The 15,762-nt window shown below is 44.6% G+C and carries 10 protein-coding genes; 6 read left to right on the top strand and 4 right to left on the bottom strand.

Annotated features, from left to right (window positions below):
- Positions 1 to 23: 23 nt before the first annotated feature.
- The 3 genes from AC27HD_RS11450 to AC27HD_RS11440 form a co-directional block, all read right to left on the bottom strand.
- The gene (locus AC27HD_RS11450) at positions 24 to 539 is read right to left on the bottom strand and encodes a hypothetical protein (protein WP_032094795.1); all 516 of its coding nucleotides are present in this window, start codon (positions 537 to 539) and stop codon (positions 24 to 26) included.
- 222 nt (positions 540 to 761) lie between these two features.
- Positions 762 to 2,297 (bottom strand): glycerol-3-phosphate dehydrogenase, encoded by a 1,536-nt coding sequence (gene glpD / locus AC27HD_RS11445; protein ID WP_487105934.1) that lies wholly within the window; start codon positions 2,295 to 2,297, stop codon positions 762 to 764.
- Between the two features lie 173 nt (positions 2,298 to 2,470).
- On the bottom strand, positions 2,471 to 3,229 hold the full coding sequence (locus tag AC27HD_RS11440) for a DeoR/GlpR family transcriptional regulator (protein ID WP_163106623.1): 759 nt from the start codon (positions 3,227 to 3,229) through the stop codon (positions 2,471 to 2,473).
- Between the two features lie 182 nt (positions 3,230 to 3,411).
- Here AC27HD_RS11440 and glpK point away from each other — a divergent pair, with 182 nt between their 5' ends.
- The 6 genes from glpK to AC27HD_RS11410 all read left to right on the top strand — a co-directional run bounded on the left by glpK (position 3,412) and on the right by AC27HD_RS11410 (position 14,295).
- Positions 3,412 to 4,896 (top strand): glycerol kinase GlpK, encoded by a 1,485-nt coding sequence (gene glpK / locus AC27HD_RS11435; RefSeq protein ID WP_487105931.1) that lies wholly within the window; start codon positions 3,412 to 3,414, stop codon positions 4,894 to 4,896.
- A 340-nt stretch (positions 4,897 to 5,236) separates the two neighbouring features.
- Positions 5,237 to 8,014, top strand: a complete 2,778-nt coding sequence (locus AC27HD_RS11430) for a TonB-dependent receptor (RefSeq protein ID WP_487105999.1) — start codon at positions 5,237 to 5,239, stop codon at positions 8,012 to 8,014.
- Positions 8,015 to 8,122: 108 nt separating this feature from the next.
- Positions 8,123 to 9,655, top strand: coding sequence for a tryptophan halogenase family protein (locus tag AC27HD_RS11425; protein WP_487105929.1), 1,533 nt, complete (start codon positions 8,123 to 8,125; stop codon positions 9,653 to 9,655).
- A 12-nt stretch (positions 9,656 to 9,667) separates the two neighbouring features.
- On the top strand, positions 9,668 to 10,432 hold the full coding sequence (locus AC27HD_RS11420; RefSeq protein WP_487105927.1) for a SapC family protein: 765 nt from the start codon (positions 9,668 to 9,670) through the stop codon (positions 10,430 to 10,432).
- Between the two features lie 19 nt (positions 10,433 to 10,451).
- Positions 10,452 to 11,960: an SLC5 family protein gene (locus AC27HD_RS11415; protein WP_487105925.1), complete on the top strand. Its 1,509-nt coding sequence runs from the start codon at positions 10,452 to 10,454 to the stop codon at positions 11,958 to 11,960.
- Positions 11,961 to 12,165: 205 nt separating this feature from the next.
- Entirely contained in the window at positions 12,166 to 14,295 is a 2,130-nt protein-coding gene (locus AC27HD_RS11410; protein ID WP_487105923.1) for an alpha-galactosidase, read from the top strand.
- A 65-nt stretch (positions 14,296 to 14,360) separates the two neighbouring features.
- Here AC27HD_RS11410 and AC27HD_RS11405 read toward each other — a convergent pair whose 3' ends face one another.
- Positions 14,361 to 15,461: a tetratricopeptide repeat protein gene (locus AC27HD_RS11405; protein WP_487105921.1), complete on the bottom strand. Its 1,101-nt coding sequence runs from the start codon at positions 15,459 to 15,461 to the stop codon at positions 14,361 to 14,363.
- Between the last annotated feature and the right edge of the window lie 301 nt (positions 15,462 to 15,762).

Raw genomic sequence — 15,762 nt, 5'->3', positions numbered from 1 at the left:
TAGATGCGCTATTTATTATTATCCTAAAGTTGAGGTTGTGTTACTTTGCCCAACCCTGGAAAGTAATCGAATTCACCACCTTTACTTATACTATAACGGCACCAATACTCGTTATCATTTCTTCTAACTGCTTCATCATTTGAAGCCGTGGAGTAAAAGCGCGCCTTTACATTAAAGCCATCCACCCTGAGTGGACTTCCCACCAACGATGTCCACACAGTTGCGCATCCCTCGTCGCTGTCCTGTGCTGATGGCCACCCTTTATGATTCATTCTGACAGGCTTTCTGTCTATTTCACTGCCAGTGTCATCAAAGTGTATAAGCATTATCATGGAGGTAGGTTGGCGAACTCGCCATTGATAGTGAGAAGAGATGGTGTGGCGCTCAAACTTTTGCGCTTGCTTTGAAAATGCCGTTAGCGTGGTATCGGGCTCACCGGTATACAGGTTGTTTATAAAAAAAACCAATACACCAATAAATACCACTACCGTTAATAGTTTGAATGCGGTTGAACGCGAATTATCTTGTCGCTTTTTCATTTTTCTAGCCCAATAACCATCTTATGCCCGCAAATTACAATTTGCTTATTTAAACGATTATCGGCCGCTTAAGCCAAAAGATAAAGTGATTGAGAGCGAGGTTCTGTCTGAGCGAGGTAGAAACTTTATCGATACGGGGCCTGAGCTTAGTCTGCTTTGGACCTAAGCTCGGCCTAGACTGCATCAAATCTGAACCTGATTTGAACCTTATTTAAAACTAAATCACGCGATTTCTCGCATTTCACTGCGCTGCTGCAGTGATGTTACTTTCCCCTCGATGTAGTGAGACAATACCTGCTTTTGTGCATCACTAAGACGCAAACCGTGCTTTGTACGACGCCACAACACGTCTTCCACGGTTTGCGCCCATTCGAAACTTATCAAATAATCTACTTCAGCTTGATATAGCTGTGCACCAAAATCTTGACCCAAGCAATCGACATTCGAAACGCCTGTCAGGAACTTGTGACAAAGCAGTCCGTATTGACGGACATAACGCTCGATTACCGAAGCTGACAACCAAGGATAGCTAGATTGCAGCTCGCTCTTCAGCGAGACTTTATCAGAAAATGCGCCGCCAGGAAGAGGTACTTCTTTTGTCCACGCTTTTTTCGCTCGCGGAAAACAAGACACCAGCTTATCTACCGCGTGTTCAGCTAATTTTCTATACGTGGTTATCTTGCCACCGAATATGTTGAGTAAAACAGGTTCGCCTGCTTCACCTTTAAGCTCAACTTTATAATCTCGGGTAAGCTCTTGCGCCGATGCATTTTTTTCCTCTAACAACGGACGAACGCCACTGTAGCTGTGAACAATATTGTCGGTAGTAATTTTTGTTTTAAAGTAGGTGTTCACTACATCCACTAGGTAGTCGGTTTCTTCCTGTGAAATCGCCGCATCTAATGGGTTTCCTTGAAAATCTTCATCCGTAGTGCCTACTAATGAGAAGTCTTCTTCGTAAGGAATAACAAAAACAATGCGACCGTCTTTGTTTTGGAGAATATAGGCCTCATCGGTGTCGTATAGTTTAGGCACAACAAAATGACTGCCTTTGACCATGCGCATTGCGTTAGGGTTTTTAATATCCACCAATCTGTCGAGGAACGATACCGCCCAAGGCCCTGCTGCATTAACAATCGACCTCGCTTTCACGGTAAACGTTTTACCTTGATCGTTGCGTAAAACAACGCTCCACAGTGCCCCTTCTTTCTGAGCACTTACACACTCAGTGCGCGTTTGTATGGTAGCGCCTTGATCTTGCGCTGCTATAGCGTTTAACACCACTAAGCGCGCATCGTCCACCCAACCGTCTGAGTATTCAAAGCACGTAGAAATATCTTTGACTAACGGCCCTTCGCTTGACGTTTTAAGCTTTTTAGAGCGGGCAAGTAAGTTACGTTTGGCAAGAGAGTCGTAAAGGAAAAGGCCGATTCTTATCATCCACGCTGGGCGTAAATGCTTTTGATGGGGCAAGCGAAAGCGCAATGGCCACATTATATGCGGCGCTTTTTGAAGTAGCACTTCGCGCTCTGCAAGCGCCTCTTTGACAAGGCGAAATTCATAATGCTCAAGATAGCGAAGACCACCGTGTACCAGTTTACTGCTCGACGAAGACGTTGCGCCTGCAAGGTCACCTTTTTCGCATAAGGTGACTGACAGCCCACGACCCGCTGCATCTAATGCAACACCAACGCCGTTTACGCCCCCGCCAACGACTAATACATCAACAATGTTACTGCCTTCTTTACTCTTGCTCATCACTTACCCTTAAGAACGAATCGCCTATGTGCTCATTTGACAACCAAAAAGAAATCATGTCAACACAAAACGAACATAAACGAACATTAAAAGAAAAAGTAGATAAACCAGTGTGAGTCTATTTACTGCTAATAATTAGAGTGGCACACGATGGAAAGGCAATAGCTCGATAGCTATGCTTTCACAAATTTGATGTTATTTTCTTCTATGATTTTTTTAATCGCTGGCGGTGGTGCTTGGTCGCAAACCAAGCAGTCAACTTGAGAGATATGACCCTGCTCAACCATTGCACGGCGCTCAAACTTACTGTAATCAGCGGCTAAAATAACGTGCTGAGTATGCTCTAAAATGGCCTGAGATACTTTTACTTCACGAAAGTCGAAGTCGAGCAAGGCGCCATCAGCGCTAATTCCGCTGATACCGATAATGCCATAATCCATTCTAAACTGGCTGATAAAATCGCAGGTAGCCTCACCAATGATACCACCATCTCGATAGCGTACTTCACCAGCAGCAATAATGACTGAAAAGTCCTCTTTTGCAGATAAAATTGTGGCAACGTGAATGTTATTGGTGACAACGTGTAAATTGCTGTGGTTGAGTAACTTAGTGGCAATTAACTCTGTGGTCGTTCCTATATTGATAAATAAAGACGCCCCATCTGGGATCATAGCAGCGACTGCGTCGGCAATTTTTTCTTTTACATCGCTATTTTGAGTCTTGCGCTCTTGATAGGGCGTATTTTCCCAGCTGCGATTTAATCCAGCGCCACCGTGATAACGACTGATCACACCCGTGTGAGCAAGCTGATTCAAATCTCGTCTAATAGTTTGAGGCGTAACGGCACAGTTAGACACTAAATCATCAATAGACATAAAACCGTGTTGCTTTATTAGCGCGATTATTTTTTCGTGTCGTTGTGTTTGGTTCATTATGCTCCCTAAAGTAGGCCACCCTACTGCTGCCTGTACATGCCACCTTACTAGTATACGTGGTTCCAATGTAAGTTCATACGTTCGTTCGAACATCATAATGTTCGTTTTCGAAAACGCAGCATTGTTAAATAGAAGTAAATGATGCAAACTCTATGAAAATTATTTTCAAAGGTGACAGCATGAGTCAGTATCTTCTTGCCATTGATCAAGGCACAACCAGTTCTCGCAGTATTATTTTTTCTTCTAGTGGCAAGATTGAAGCTGTCGCACAACAAGAATTTTCGCAAAAGTATCCTAAAGACGGCTGGGTAGAGCACGAGCCAGAGGAAATTTGGGAAAGCGTGCTATTTACTCTTAAAGATGTTTTTAAAAAGTGCTCACTTGCGCCATCGGATATTGCCTCAATTGGCATTACCAACCAACGTGAAACCACATTAGTGTGGCACAAGTCGACAGGTAAAACGGTATACCCCGCCATTGTATGGCAAGACCGACGCACCGCTCAGCAATGCCGAGACTTGAGCAGTGATGAGGAGTTTGTCTCTTATATCAACTCCACCACAGGGCTTCTATTAGACCCCTATTTTTCAGCCACAAAAGTGGCGTGGATTTTAGACAACGTAGAAGGTGCAAGAGAACAGGCTGAAAACGGAGACTTGTTGTTTGGCACGGTAGACAGCTACTTGATATGGCGATTAACCGATGGTCAGTCGCATAAGACTGATGCCACTAATGCCTCGCGCACAATGCTATTTGATATTAATAAGCAGCAATGGGATAAACGTTTACTAGAGCGCTTCAATATTCCTAGCAGCATGTTACCAGAGGTAATGGATTGCGCCGCTGACTACGGCGTAATAAACGAGGATATTTTAGGAAAAGCCATTCCAATTCAGGGAGTAGCCGGCGATCAGCAAGCGGCGCTTGTAGGGCAGGCATGCTTTCAAAAGGGGATGGCTAAAAGCACCTACGGTACAGGTTGCTTCATGATCCTCAATACAGGAAACACTCCCCTTCAGTCTAAAAACAGACTGCTTACTACAGTTGGATATCGCATTAATGGTGAAACCACTTATGCACTAGAGGGCAGTATTTTTATGGCCGGAGCCACAGTTCAGTGGCTACGAGATGGTCTCAAGCTGATTGGCGATGCCGCAGAATCTGAGGCATTAGCGCAGCGTGCAAGACAAGACAACGGCGTGTTCTTAGTACCCGCCTTTACTGGATTAGGCGCTCCCTATTGGGATCCGGATGCCAGAGGCGCAATTTTGGGTCTTACTCGAGATACGGGTATCAGTGAAATTGTCGCAGCAGGCTTGCAATCGGTTTGCTATCAAACCAAAGATCTTCAAAAAGCCATGGAAAGTGATGGCGCGCGGCCTACCAATATTCGCGTAGATGGCGGTATGTCTCAAAACGATTGGGTAATGGGCTTTCTTTCTGACGTGCTAGGTGCAGAAGTTGAAAGACCCGAGGTCACTGAAACTACGGCATTAGGCGCAGCGTTCCTTGCTGGTTTGCAACACGGTATTTTTGACTCCATCGATGACTTAACCCAGTGCTGGAAAAGCGACAGAGTTTTTACTCCCCGTTTATCAAAAGCAGAACGGGATCAAGCCTATGGTGGCTGGAAAGAAGCTGTAGATCGAATTCGCTGTAACTAAAACTCCTTATTTTTCCAAATGTTAATAAAGCGTTGTAATAAGATGTCCTTTTTTTATACAAAAAAAGTTTTTATAACATTGTAATTACATTGTCTTTTTGTGCTAGTATTGAAAACAAGGTAAACGTTTCACCTGTTGCCTTGTAAAAATTAGCGTATATTTTTCATAATGTTACAAAATTAAAATTAGAAAAATATAGCACTTAATGTGTAAAAGTAATGTTAACAAGCTCGAAAGGCGCGCACTAAAACGTAATTTGAGTGAAAAATACGTTAATACGTAGCCTACTCACGGAGAAAACACAGTGACACATAAAACAAACACATCACAATTCAGCCCAATGGCAAAACGCTCCCTATTGGGTGTTGCTATCGCTGCTGCCCTGCATTCGCCCATCGTGTTGGCGCAAGATTCTGCGTCACAAAATGTAAAAGATGCACCCGTTGAAATTATTGAAGTGCGCGGCATTGTTAGCAGTTTAAAACGCGCAATGGCCGACAAGAAAGAAAACCTAGCCGTTTCCGATGGCATTGCTGCTGAAGACTTAGGCAAATTTCCAGACCTTAACGTTGCAGAGTCGTTGCAACGTATCACTGGTGTGTCGATAGACAGAAACGGTGGTGAAGGCCAACAAGTAACAGTTCGTGGTTTTGGCCCACAGTTCAACACCGTTTTAGTGAATGGTCGTCAGCTAGCAACTGATGCAGCTGGTCGTGCCTTTAACTTTGATATCCTTGCTGCTGATCAAATTACAGGCGCAAGTATTTATAAAAGTGCTGTTGCCAACCTGCAATCTGGTGGTATCGGCTCTACAATTAATATCTCTACCGCTCGTCCATTTAACTACGATGGTTTCCAAGCGGTTGGTATGGTGAAAGGCATGTACGAAAGCCTTTCTGAAGAAACTGCTCCACAAGCGTCATTCTTAGTGAGTAATACTTTTGCCGACGATAAAGTCGGGTTGTTATTAGCCGCTTCACATCAAGAACGCCAAGTACAAATAAATCGTATTCAAACTGCAGGCTGGCGTCCAGGTCTTACTCTGTCTAACAGAAATGATGGCATTATTGCGGATAACGTATACCTTCCTCGAAACTGGGATCAACTTGTTGATCAGCAAGACAGAACACGTACTAACGTTTCACTTGTTGCGCAATACGCGCCTTCAGATGACGTAACAATTACTTTAGACGGCTTTGTGTCTAAGTTCGAAGTAGATTCGCAAGTGACAGATCTAGCATCATGGTTTGAGCCGGATCGCGTAGGTTCTGCACAAATTTCTGATAATGGAACTGCAATACAGTTCACTCAAGAAATTGACCTACACCAAGGAAGCGGTAACCCAGCGTCTGACTTTGTATCATCAAGCCGTGGCGTTCGTGATGTGACTACTGAAGGCTTCGATATCAACGTTGAATGGCAAGTAAGTGATGCATTATCAGCAACCTTCGATATCTCTAATTCAACAGCTGAAAACGACATTGCAGGCGAAGGTCGCTTTAACGTTGTCGGTATTATTAACAACTACTCGTTTGACGGAACTGGCAGTACACCAACGGTTGCACACGATGGTTTTGGTAATGGCCAACTACCTGACATTTCTCTTAACCGTCTTCACTACAATGACTTAGGGAATACCCAAGCGACTGAAGATGAAGTGACTGAATACAAAGCAGACTTCACCTATATGTCTGACTCAGATGTGTTCCGCAAAGCTGACTTCGGTATTTTATTATCTGAGCGTGAGAAGTATGTTTACCAAGAATTTGGTTCACAATGCGCATTCTGTGGTTACGCAACACCTGCGCCAGTTGATGCATTAAATATCCGTCCGTTTACTGCACAGAATTTCTTCAGCGGATTAATTGATACATGGTACACCTACGACGGTGATGCATACCTTGACTTCTTAGCATCACAAGGTGCGCCAGTAATCCCAACATTACAGCCAAACTACTACAATATTGAAGAAGACGTCACGGCGCTTTACGCACAGTTTGAGTTCGGCTATGACATTGGCGATATGCCGCTTACTATGAACTTCGGTGCTCGCTACGAAGAAACCGACGTTGCAGTATCAGCAGTACAAGCGTTCATCTCGGATGTTGTCCCTACCACCGATTTAACATTGTTTGCGAATCGATTTGCTCCGGCCAATGACATTACCGGTACCTCGTCGTACTCAAACTTGCTACCTAGCTTGAACGTGAAGTTGGAAGTGCAGGAAGATATGTTGGTTCGCTTCTCTCGCTACGACTCGCTAACTCGTCCAACAATGGCACAAATGTCGCCAGCGACAACATTTAACGAGCCGCGTAGACAGAACTTGCAGGCGAGTGGCGGTAACCCAGGCCTTCAACCTTTTGAAGCAGAGAACTGGGATTTATCGTTTGAATGGTATTACAGTGACGATTCAGTTTTCTCTTTTGCATTCTTTAGCAAAGACGTTCAAAACTTTATCGTAACGCTATCGGGTAATGAAATTTATTCAATGACCGATAGAAGCCCGCTTAACGGCTATCGTTGTGCTGAAGCAAACTGTGCTGAAGGTTTATCGTTAGACGCGCAAAACCCTGACCGCGATGTGGTTGCAGAGACTGAAGAATTGAACGGCGAGAGTGAGGTTTATACCGTTACTCGTCCTCAAAACGGTGAAACAGCAACAGTTAACGGTTACGAAATTGCGCTAACTCACATTTGGGATAACGGTTTCGGTGTTACTGCGAACGCGACTGTAGTAAACAGTGATATAGGTGTTAGCGGCGACACTGCACAAACGTTTGCCTTACCAGGCCTTGGTGATTCGCAAAACCTCATTGTTTTCTATGAGCGTGACGCGTTCCAAGCCCGTGTTGCATTCAATAACAGAGAGTCATTCTTGTTTGCACTTGATAACACGTCTGTTGGCGGTGCTACTGGCGAACCGGTGACTACTGAAACTTACGGTCAGTGGGATGTGAGCGCTAGCTACGACATCAATGAAAACTTCTCAGTATTCTTTGAAGGTATCAACGTGACTGAGGAAGAGCTTACCCAAGTGGGTCGCTTCCCAGATCAAGTTTATTCAATTGAAGATAATGGCTCTCGTTACGCAGTAGGTGTTCGAGGCTCATTCTAAAAGTGTGTGTTTTGGCAGGGTGAAAACCCTGCCTTTTATTCACAAGCTTATTGGAAAATGAATAAGTTTATGAATAAATGTAGCAAAACTAATTGGCAGTAATTTCTCATGAATTCTTCGACCAACACATCATCCAAACAACGTATTGTCATTGTTGGCGGTGGCACTGCAGGTTGGCTAACTGCAGCCATTGTTGCGGCAAAACACAAAGTGGCGAAAGGTCAGTGTGGTTTAGACATCACCTTAGTTGAGTCTAGCGATATTCCTACCGTGGGCGTTGGCGAAGGCACTTGGCCTACCATGCGAAATACGTTGAAAGACATTGGGTTGTCAGAAAAAGAAGTATTCAAGCGATGCTCTGCAGCATTTAAACAAGGCGGCAAATTTGTTAACTGGGTAAAGGGTAATGGCGACTTTTATTATCATCCCTTCACCGTACCGCTAGGGTATGGCCGTGTTGAAATGGCCCCTTATATTAATAACATTGCCGACTTTGCTAATACTACTAACTTCCAGCAGCACGTATGCGAGCAGAATATGGCGCCGCGCACGCTGAATGAAGAAGAATATAGTAGCGCCCAATCAAACTACGCCTACCACCTAGACGCCGGTGCATTTGCCGACATGCTAAAGTCTTTTTGCAAAGAAGAGTTGGGCGTACAGCACAAAGTTGCCACCGTTGAGCAAGTGTCTGCGACCTCGTCAGAGCATATAGAAAATATTACGCTGGATGACAACAGTACGCTTCATGCAGACCTCTTCGTAGATTGCTCTGGCTTTCGCTCTATGTTGCTAGGCGAAGCACTTCAAGAGCCCGTAGTGTCTGTAAACGATGTACTGTTTAACAACTCTGCAATCGCGCTACATGTGCCTTACGAAGATGACTTTGAGATTAAGCCATACACGCAAGCTACCGCTCAGGAAGCCGGATGGATATGGGATATTGGCCTCTCATCTCGAAGAGGCGTGGGTCACGTTTACTCCACTGACTTTACCGATGATGGGCGGGCTGAAGAGTTGCTCCGTCGCTATGTGGGTGATGAAAAGGGCAAGCTAAATGCACGTGTTATTCGGTTTGACTCAGGTTATAAAAAGAGAATTTGGAAAGGTAATTGTATCGGTGTTGGTTTGTCCGCTGGCTTTGTTGAGCCTCTAGAAGCCACAGCACTTATGCTAATAGAAATCTCAGCGAGGTATATTGCCGAGCAAATGCCGACGCCAGCTTCAGCAATGCCAATTATTAGCCAGCGCTTTAACAAACAAATGCAGTACAGATGGCAACGTATTATCGACTTTTTAAAGCTGCACTACATTTTCAACCAACGTAGCGAGCCATACTGGCAAGCCAATCGAGACATTGCGTCAATTCCTGATTCGTTGAAAGAAGATCTCGAAATTTGGAAGTATCGTGGGCCGCAAATAGCTGATTTTTCAGCAGCAATAGAACTATTTCCCGCTGCAAGCTATCAGTACGTGCTTTATGGAATGGGCTTCTCACCTGATTTCTCACTGCAGTCGCATTTCTATACCGAACGGGACTTAGCTGACAGAGTCATGAAACAGAATCAACTGATAACACAGCAAAAACTGAGTAGCTTACCGAATCATAGAGACTACATAGAGCAGTGGTTAGCTAGCTAAAAGAGAATAAGAATGCCAAATTTTGAAGTTTTAACTGCTGATAAACACAGCGATGTTCGTGTCGACGAAGACAAGTTAGCCAAGACATTTGCTAACTTCCACTTAGTTAATATAGAGATTAAAGAAGCGGTTCAAGCCTCTAGTGAATACCCACTTTTTTTCAGTAAAGTGAGTAATCAGCAGCGCTGGACTATTTCAGCACTTTGCGGCTTTGCGCCGAAAGAAAACGTGTTTGAAACTCAAGGCACATGGCTTGCGCACGTTACACCGCTAAGTTTGCGTACGTTGCCCTTCACCTTGAGTTTTGAAAGCAACCCCACGACTCCCGAAACCTTGTTGGATATGGATTCACCGGCAGTTGCGAAAAACAATACTGAAAAAGACAGTGGAGACGCCTTGTTCTTATCAAGTGGTCGTCCAACTGCTTATTTAGATAATAAACAAAAATTGCTTAAAGAGCGCGTTGATGCAATGCAGCAAACTGCATCCTTGTTAAGCGAGCTTGCTGAGTTAGCGCTTATTCAACCAACCGACTTACTGATTGAATATGCAGATAAAACGCAGCAGCGCGTTGGCGGCCTAGCCATGCTTAACGAAGAACGGCTCCAACAGCTCTCACCCGATACGCTCTCTGCTCTCAATAAGAAAGGGGTGCTCTCAGTTCTATTTAATATTCTGGGCTCAGTGTTTCAAATAAACCGTGTTATTAGGCTCCACAACACAAAATTCCCTACTCGCCTCATAAGCAATGTGAAGTTCGAGATTAGCAAACCGTAATTTTTCTAGGAGTACGTGAATGTTTTCCAGCACGATTCAAGTGTCTGTTTTTGTGTTCGTTACCGCGCTAATTGGTTTTTTAACGTATTTGAGTTGTCGTGGACAAAATAGAAATGCGCAAAACCAAAACCGTGAGTTCTTTCTTGCCGGTGGCGGCTTAGCTTGGTATTTCATAGCGGGCAGTATTACGTTAACAAACTTAAGTACCGATCAACTTGTTGGTATGAACGGAAACCAAATGGCGCTTCTCTCGCTGTGGGAGTTTTCTGCAGTGGTTGGTTTATTTGTACTGGCAAAAGTGTTTCTTCCTGTTTACTACAAGTTTAAATGCACTACGACTACCGAATTACTTGAGCTTCGGTATAACGATAAGCACATTCGTGCAGTGATCAGCGTATTATTTTTTGCGGGCAGCGCACTTATCTTTTGTCCAGCGGTCATTTATTCTGGCTCCCTGTTTATGCAATCAATGTTTAATGTAGAGCTACCATTGATGTATATCGCGGTTATCTTTGTGGTTGTTGGCGCACTGTATGCCATCTTTGGCGGCCTACGAGCTGTTGCCGTTTCAGATACGTATTCCGGTGTTCTGCTGCTGACCATGGCGGTTATTGTTTTAATTCTCGCGTTACAAGCTATTGATTACAACTTTGACGGTATTCCACAAGAGCGCCTTACGCTTATCGGCGATAATGACTCCCCTATTCCATGGCACACCCTGCTAACGGGCATGATTTTTATTCAGATGTTTTACTGGGGTACGAATCAGGTAATTACGCAACGAGCGATGGCCGCGCCATCGTTAAAAGAGGCGCAAAAAGGTGTATTCGCCGCAGCAGGCATTCGTTTATTAATTGTTCCTGCAATCATCGTGATTCCTGGCATAGTGTCTTACAAGTTGTTCGGCGACATTGGCGATAGCGCCTACGGCAAGATTGTAGCAACCGTTCTTCCAGACTGGTTATCCGGCGTATTTGCTGCGGCAATGGCGGCGGCAGTACTGACTACCTTTAACAGTAACCTGAACTCAGCCACTGCGCTTTATGTTTGCGATATTCATGAGAGTTACGTTAACAAAGCGCCTAACGTACCTAAATTAAGCGGTTACGTTACGGTATTGCTGTGTTTAATTTCATTAGCGCTGATCCCTGTTTATCAGCAGGCCGACAGTATTATCAATCTAGTACAGAAACTTTATGGTCTATTAAGTATGCCAATCCTTTCTGTGTTCATTGTTGGTCTCTTGTTTAGAAACGTTCATGCGTTTGCTGCTATTGGCGCTGTTACCTTTGGCGTTTCTTTTTATGCATTTGTCAGTTTTGAAGCATCGCCGTTTTACGCACCATTTGGCTTGCATTATATCCACCTTATGTTTGCAACGCTTATAGGCTGTGTGTCATTCGCACTCATTGTGAACAGGGTCATCTTTAGACAAAAAGCGGAATTTTCAATGGCGCTAAATAGCGATAGTCCTTTTGAAGCAAGCACTATTGAAAATCAAAGCACTGTTGAAAACAAAAACGCCTAGCTTTTCTGTAAGTATCTTTTAAGAGGGTACGCTGCGTACCCTCTTTTGTTTATCAAGCGATGCATTAACTATGCTTTGTTGTTGCTAGAGAACTTTTGCGCTGGATTGACGTTACTGCCACGTACTATTTCGCTCTCTTTTTCGCACAATGGATAGCTAATCCGCCAGCATCTGTGTTCAACCTATTTTTAACGCCGAGGTTTATATGTCTTCTTCACCTTCATTCGTAAGATTATGTAATGAGTTCACAACGCTCATCTTTGACTGCCAAGGCCGTATGCCAAAAGTCATCTATTACGGCGCCCCACTCAGCGATTCCACCACGCCTGAAATGCTCAGTATTTTAAACACCCGTCAAGAAGCCAAGTGTGCACCGGTTATCGAGCCTCCTATCAGCTTGGTGCCTACTCATGGTGAAGGATGGACCGGACAACCAGGCCTTGAAGTGTCTGGCGATAAAGACCAATGGTCTGCCGGCTTTAGCCTTGTAGAAACAAAACAGAACGGCACGTCAGTAGAATTTGTTGGTGAAGACCAACGTAGAGGCATGCGACTAGTTACAACGGTGAGTTTAGACGCCAATACTACCGTAGCGTCTTTTTGCTCGCGTATAGAAAATACGGGGCACACAGCGCTTCACCTTGGCTATTTAAATGCTGCAAGCCTGCCGCTTCCCACTTTGGTTAATAAAATTAAAACCTTTGAAGGTAGATGGTCAGCAGAATTTCAAACAAGCGATCACGACCTCTTTTTTGGCAGTTACGTGAGAGAAAACCGCCGCGGTAAAACCTCCCACGACACCTTCCCAGGTTTAATTGCCTACCCTCAAGGCACGGGGGAATTGCAGGGTGAATGTTACGGCTACCACTTAGGTGCATCAGCCAATCACAAATTGCGTGCAGAGCTTATGGCAGATGGTAGAAGCTATGTCCAGTTTGGCGAATTATTGTTCCCAGGTGAAGTCGTACTTTGTGAAGGTGAAAGCTATACCACCCCCGTTTTGTACACCGGCTTTGGCAGTGATGGTTTCTCCTCTCTTTCACAGCAGTTTCATCAATATATACGTAGCAATATTTTGCAGCACAGCGCTGAGTCTAAGCCTCGCCCTGTGCATTACAACACGTGGGAAGGCATTTATTTCGACCACGACGAAGCAACCTTAAAAGCCCTTGCTGACAAGGTGGCGCCGTTGGGGATTGAGCGTTTTGTGCTTGATGACGGCTGGTTTAAGGGGCGACGTCATGACAAAGCAGGCCTTGGCGACTGGTTTGTAGATGAAGAGATTTATCCAGAGGGGCTTGACGGGTTAATAGACCACGTAACGGGGTTGGGAATGGAGTTTGGCATTTGGTTTGAACCTGAAATGGTGAACCCAGATAGTGACCTGTATCGCAATCATCCTGAATGGGCACTGCAAAGTGAAAACAATCCTCACGTGCCGTTTAGAAATCAGTATGTACTTGATCTGACCAACACCGACGTTGTTGAATATCTGTATAAGGTGATTACCGATATACTCGCCGCGTACCCTAAAATTAGCTACATTAAATGGGATATGAACCGCGACGTTAATCACCCTGGTAATCTGCACGGCAAGCCTGCCATGCATGGCCAAATGGCAGCGCTATATGCGCTAATCGACCGCGTAAAGGGCGCACACCCAGGGCTTGAAATTGAGAGCTGCTGCTCGGGCGGTGGACGTATCGACTTAGGCATACTTCCTCATACTGATCGCTTTTGGACCTCAGATTCAAACGATGCCTTAGATAGGCTGTATATTCAGCGTGGCTGCTCATTCTTTTTCCCCTCAGAGGTAATGGGTGCCCATGTAGGCCCACGTGACTGCCACATTACCGGTAGACACTTACCCATCGAAATTCGTTCTGCTGTCGCAATGTTTGGCCACATGGGTATTGAAATGGACCCTCGTGAACTGACTGAGCACGAAGAAAGCGTACTTACCGACGCCATTTCACTTTATAAGCGCATACGTCCCCTTACTCATAGCGGCGACTTGTTCCGCATGGATGACGATGGCCTCAACGTTAAGTTTGGTTATGTGTCTAAGAATAAAGAGGAAGGTGTTTTTGCTTATAACAGTGTACAAGAAACCCGTCGTACTACCCCTACTCGCTTCTACTTTGCTGGGCTAGATGCCAATAAGCAATATGCGGTTGAAAGAGTGTGGCCTGAGGTACTCAAAGAGTACACGCCCTCTATTTTACAACAGCTAGATGGAAAGGTTTTTACTGGTGAGGTGCTAATGAAGTACGGCATGCAGTTGCCCGTGCTCTTCCCAGAAACAGCGCTTATCTATTCAGTGAAAGCGGTGTAAATCGAAAAAACTAACAGCCTGAACGTTATGTTTACTGCGTTCAGGCTGTTTTTAATAAAACGGCTTTAAGCCCGCTTTTTAATCTTCTTTTTTAACCCTTTCAGAATTTTTGAAAAACGTTCGCCCTCGTCTCCATTGATAAGCGCCAGCGTACTTTTCGCTTTCTCTATGTCATTGGCATTTAAGCGCAGCTCTGCGAGTCGCAGACGGGCCCAATTTACACTTGGCAGGCCTGCTGTATCGATATTCGTTGTATTAAAGCCATCGATATACTGCTCTAATGCAGCAATGCCCGTGTTGGTAAATTCGTCGCTGTTTAGCGCTACTTGACCAATGCGGTATTTGCCGTACAGCAAATTGCTTTCGCGCTGTTCGTACTCGTCCCATTGCGCCGAATCTTTGCTTTCTACCGTTGCTACCGACATTCCCATTAATGGCGACAGCGCTTCAAAAGCGTGGCTGTATTTTTCAGCAGATAAATAGTGACTGCCTAATTCAAAGTTAGCTCGTAAGGCCGATGCCTCATTCTGTGCAAGCGCGTCGTAAATAGCGCGCGCTTGGTCTTCATTATCATCTTTAAGATAGAAGCTTGCCAAAGCAAATTGGCCTTCTACGCTATCAATGGTGGCGATCTTTTCTGCCAACTTTTTCGCTTCATCCATATCACCACCGGCAATGGAAGGAGCAACTAAATGAAATTGCATTAGGGCGCGATAAACCGCAATCTCGTCAGGCGCGATAACAATTGCTTGCTCTAAGCTGCTTTTGGCTTTTTTTGCATAACCCAAAGCTGAAAAGATGCTGTTTGAGGCTTGTGCTCCCATTACGTTGGCATGGGTATGAAAGGCACGGTAATCTTTGCTGTAGCTTGCTATAAACTCTTCAGCTACTTCTTCGGCATCGTCTAAGTCTGTGTTCATTAGTGCTGAAATCAGCAAATTATATTGCTCAGGGCTTTTTCCTTTTACGTCCTCCAGCTTATCAATAACACGCTCCCAGTCTCCTTGGCGGGCATACATTTCAAGGTTGGTAAGCTCTGCACTTTTCGCAGACGATGTTGATACTGAGCTATCAGCAGCGAATGATGTGCTCAACGGGGTGATTGATAGCATGGTTGATAAAAGGGCAGCGCATGCTCGTTGCGATGCAGGATAATTCAATTTCATAGCAATTCCTTTTGGGAAAATAATGGTGTCGAGACACTGTCACAGCAATGGTTACTGCACACTAAACTTGATGCATTGTGTGCTAGATATTAGGTTGGTGCTTACACTTATATTGACTCTGTTTACATTAACCTATGCTGAACAATATTCCAGCAATTAGTTGTAACAAGAGTTATAACAGTGTGCGATTACGCACATTATAAGTCTCGCTGAGTTGGGAATTATCTATGCGGACTGGTATTACCGTTTCGCAAGAGAAATAAACGAACAAGAAAGGCATAAAAAAGGGGCTCATAGTAAA

The organism is Alteromonas sp. 4NS20-0143 (genome assembly GCF_057542855.1).
The sequence above is the reverse complement of the archived record's forward strand: the minus strand, read 5'-3'. Positions and strand labels throughout refer to the sequence as shown.

What these genes read in the sequence shown, in the direction of transcription:
- AC27HD_RS11450 (WP_032094795.1), bottom strand. Translation starts at nt 539, where the DNA reads ATGAAAAAGCGACAAGATAATTCGCGTTCAACCGCATTCAAACTATTA.
- glpD (WP_487105934.1), bottom strand. Translation starts at nt 2,297, where the DNA reads ATGAGCAAGAGTAAAGAAGGCAGTAACATTGTTGATGTATTAGTCGTT.
- AC27HD_RS11440 (WP_163106623.1), bottom strand. Translation starts at nt 3,229, where the DNA reads ATGAACCAAACACAACGACACGAAAAAATAATCGCGCTAATAAAGCAA.
- glpK (WP_487105931.1), top strand. Translation starts at nt 3,412, where the DNA reads ATGAGTCAGTATCTTCTTGCCATTGATCAAGGCACAACCAGTTCTCGC.
- AC27HD_RS11430 (WP_487105999.1), top strand. Translation starts at nt 5,237, where the DNA reads ATGGCAAAACGCTCCCTATTGGGTGTTGCTATCGCTGCTGCCCTGCAT.
- AC27HD_RS11425 (WP_487105929.1), top strand. Translation starts at nt 8,123, where the DNA reads ATGAATTCTTCGACCAACACATCATCCAAACAACGTATTGTCATTGTT.
- AC27HD_RS11420 (WP_487105927.1), top strand. Translation starts at nt 9,668, where the DNA reads ATGCCAAATTTTGAAGTTTTAACTGCTGATAAACACAGCGATGTTCGT.
- AC27HD_RS11415 (WP_487105925.1), top strand. Translation starts at nt 10,452, where the DNA reads ATGTTTTCCAGCACGATTCAAGTGTCTGTTTTTGTGTTCGTTACCGCG.
- AC27HD_RS11410 (WP_487105923.1), top strand. Translation starts at nt 12,166, where the DNA reads ATGTCTTCTTCACCTTCATTCGTAAGATTATGTAATGAGTTCACAACG.
- AC27HD_RS11405 (WP_487105921.1), bottom strand. Translation starts at nt 15,461, where the DNA reads ATGAAATTGAATTATCCTGCATCGCAACGAGCATGCGCTGCCCTTTTA.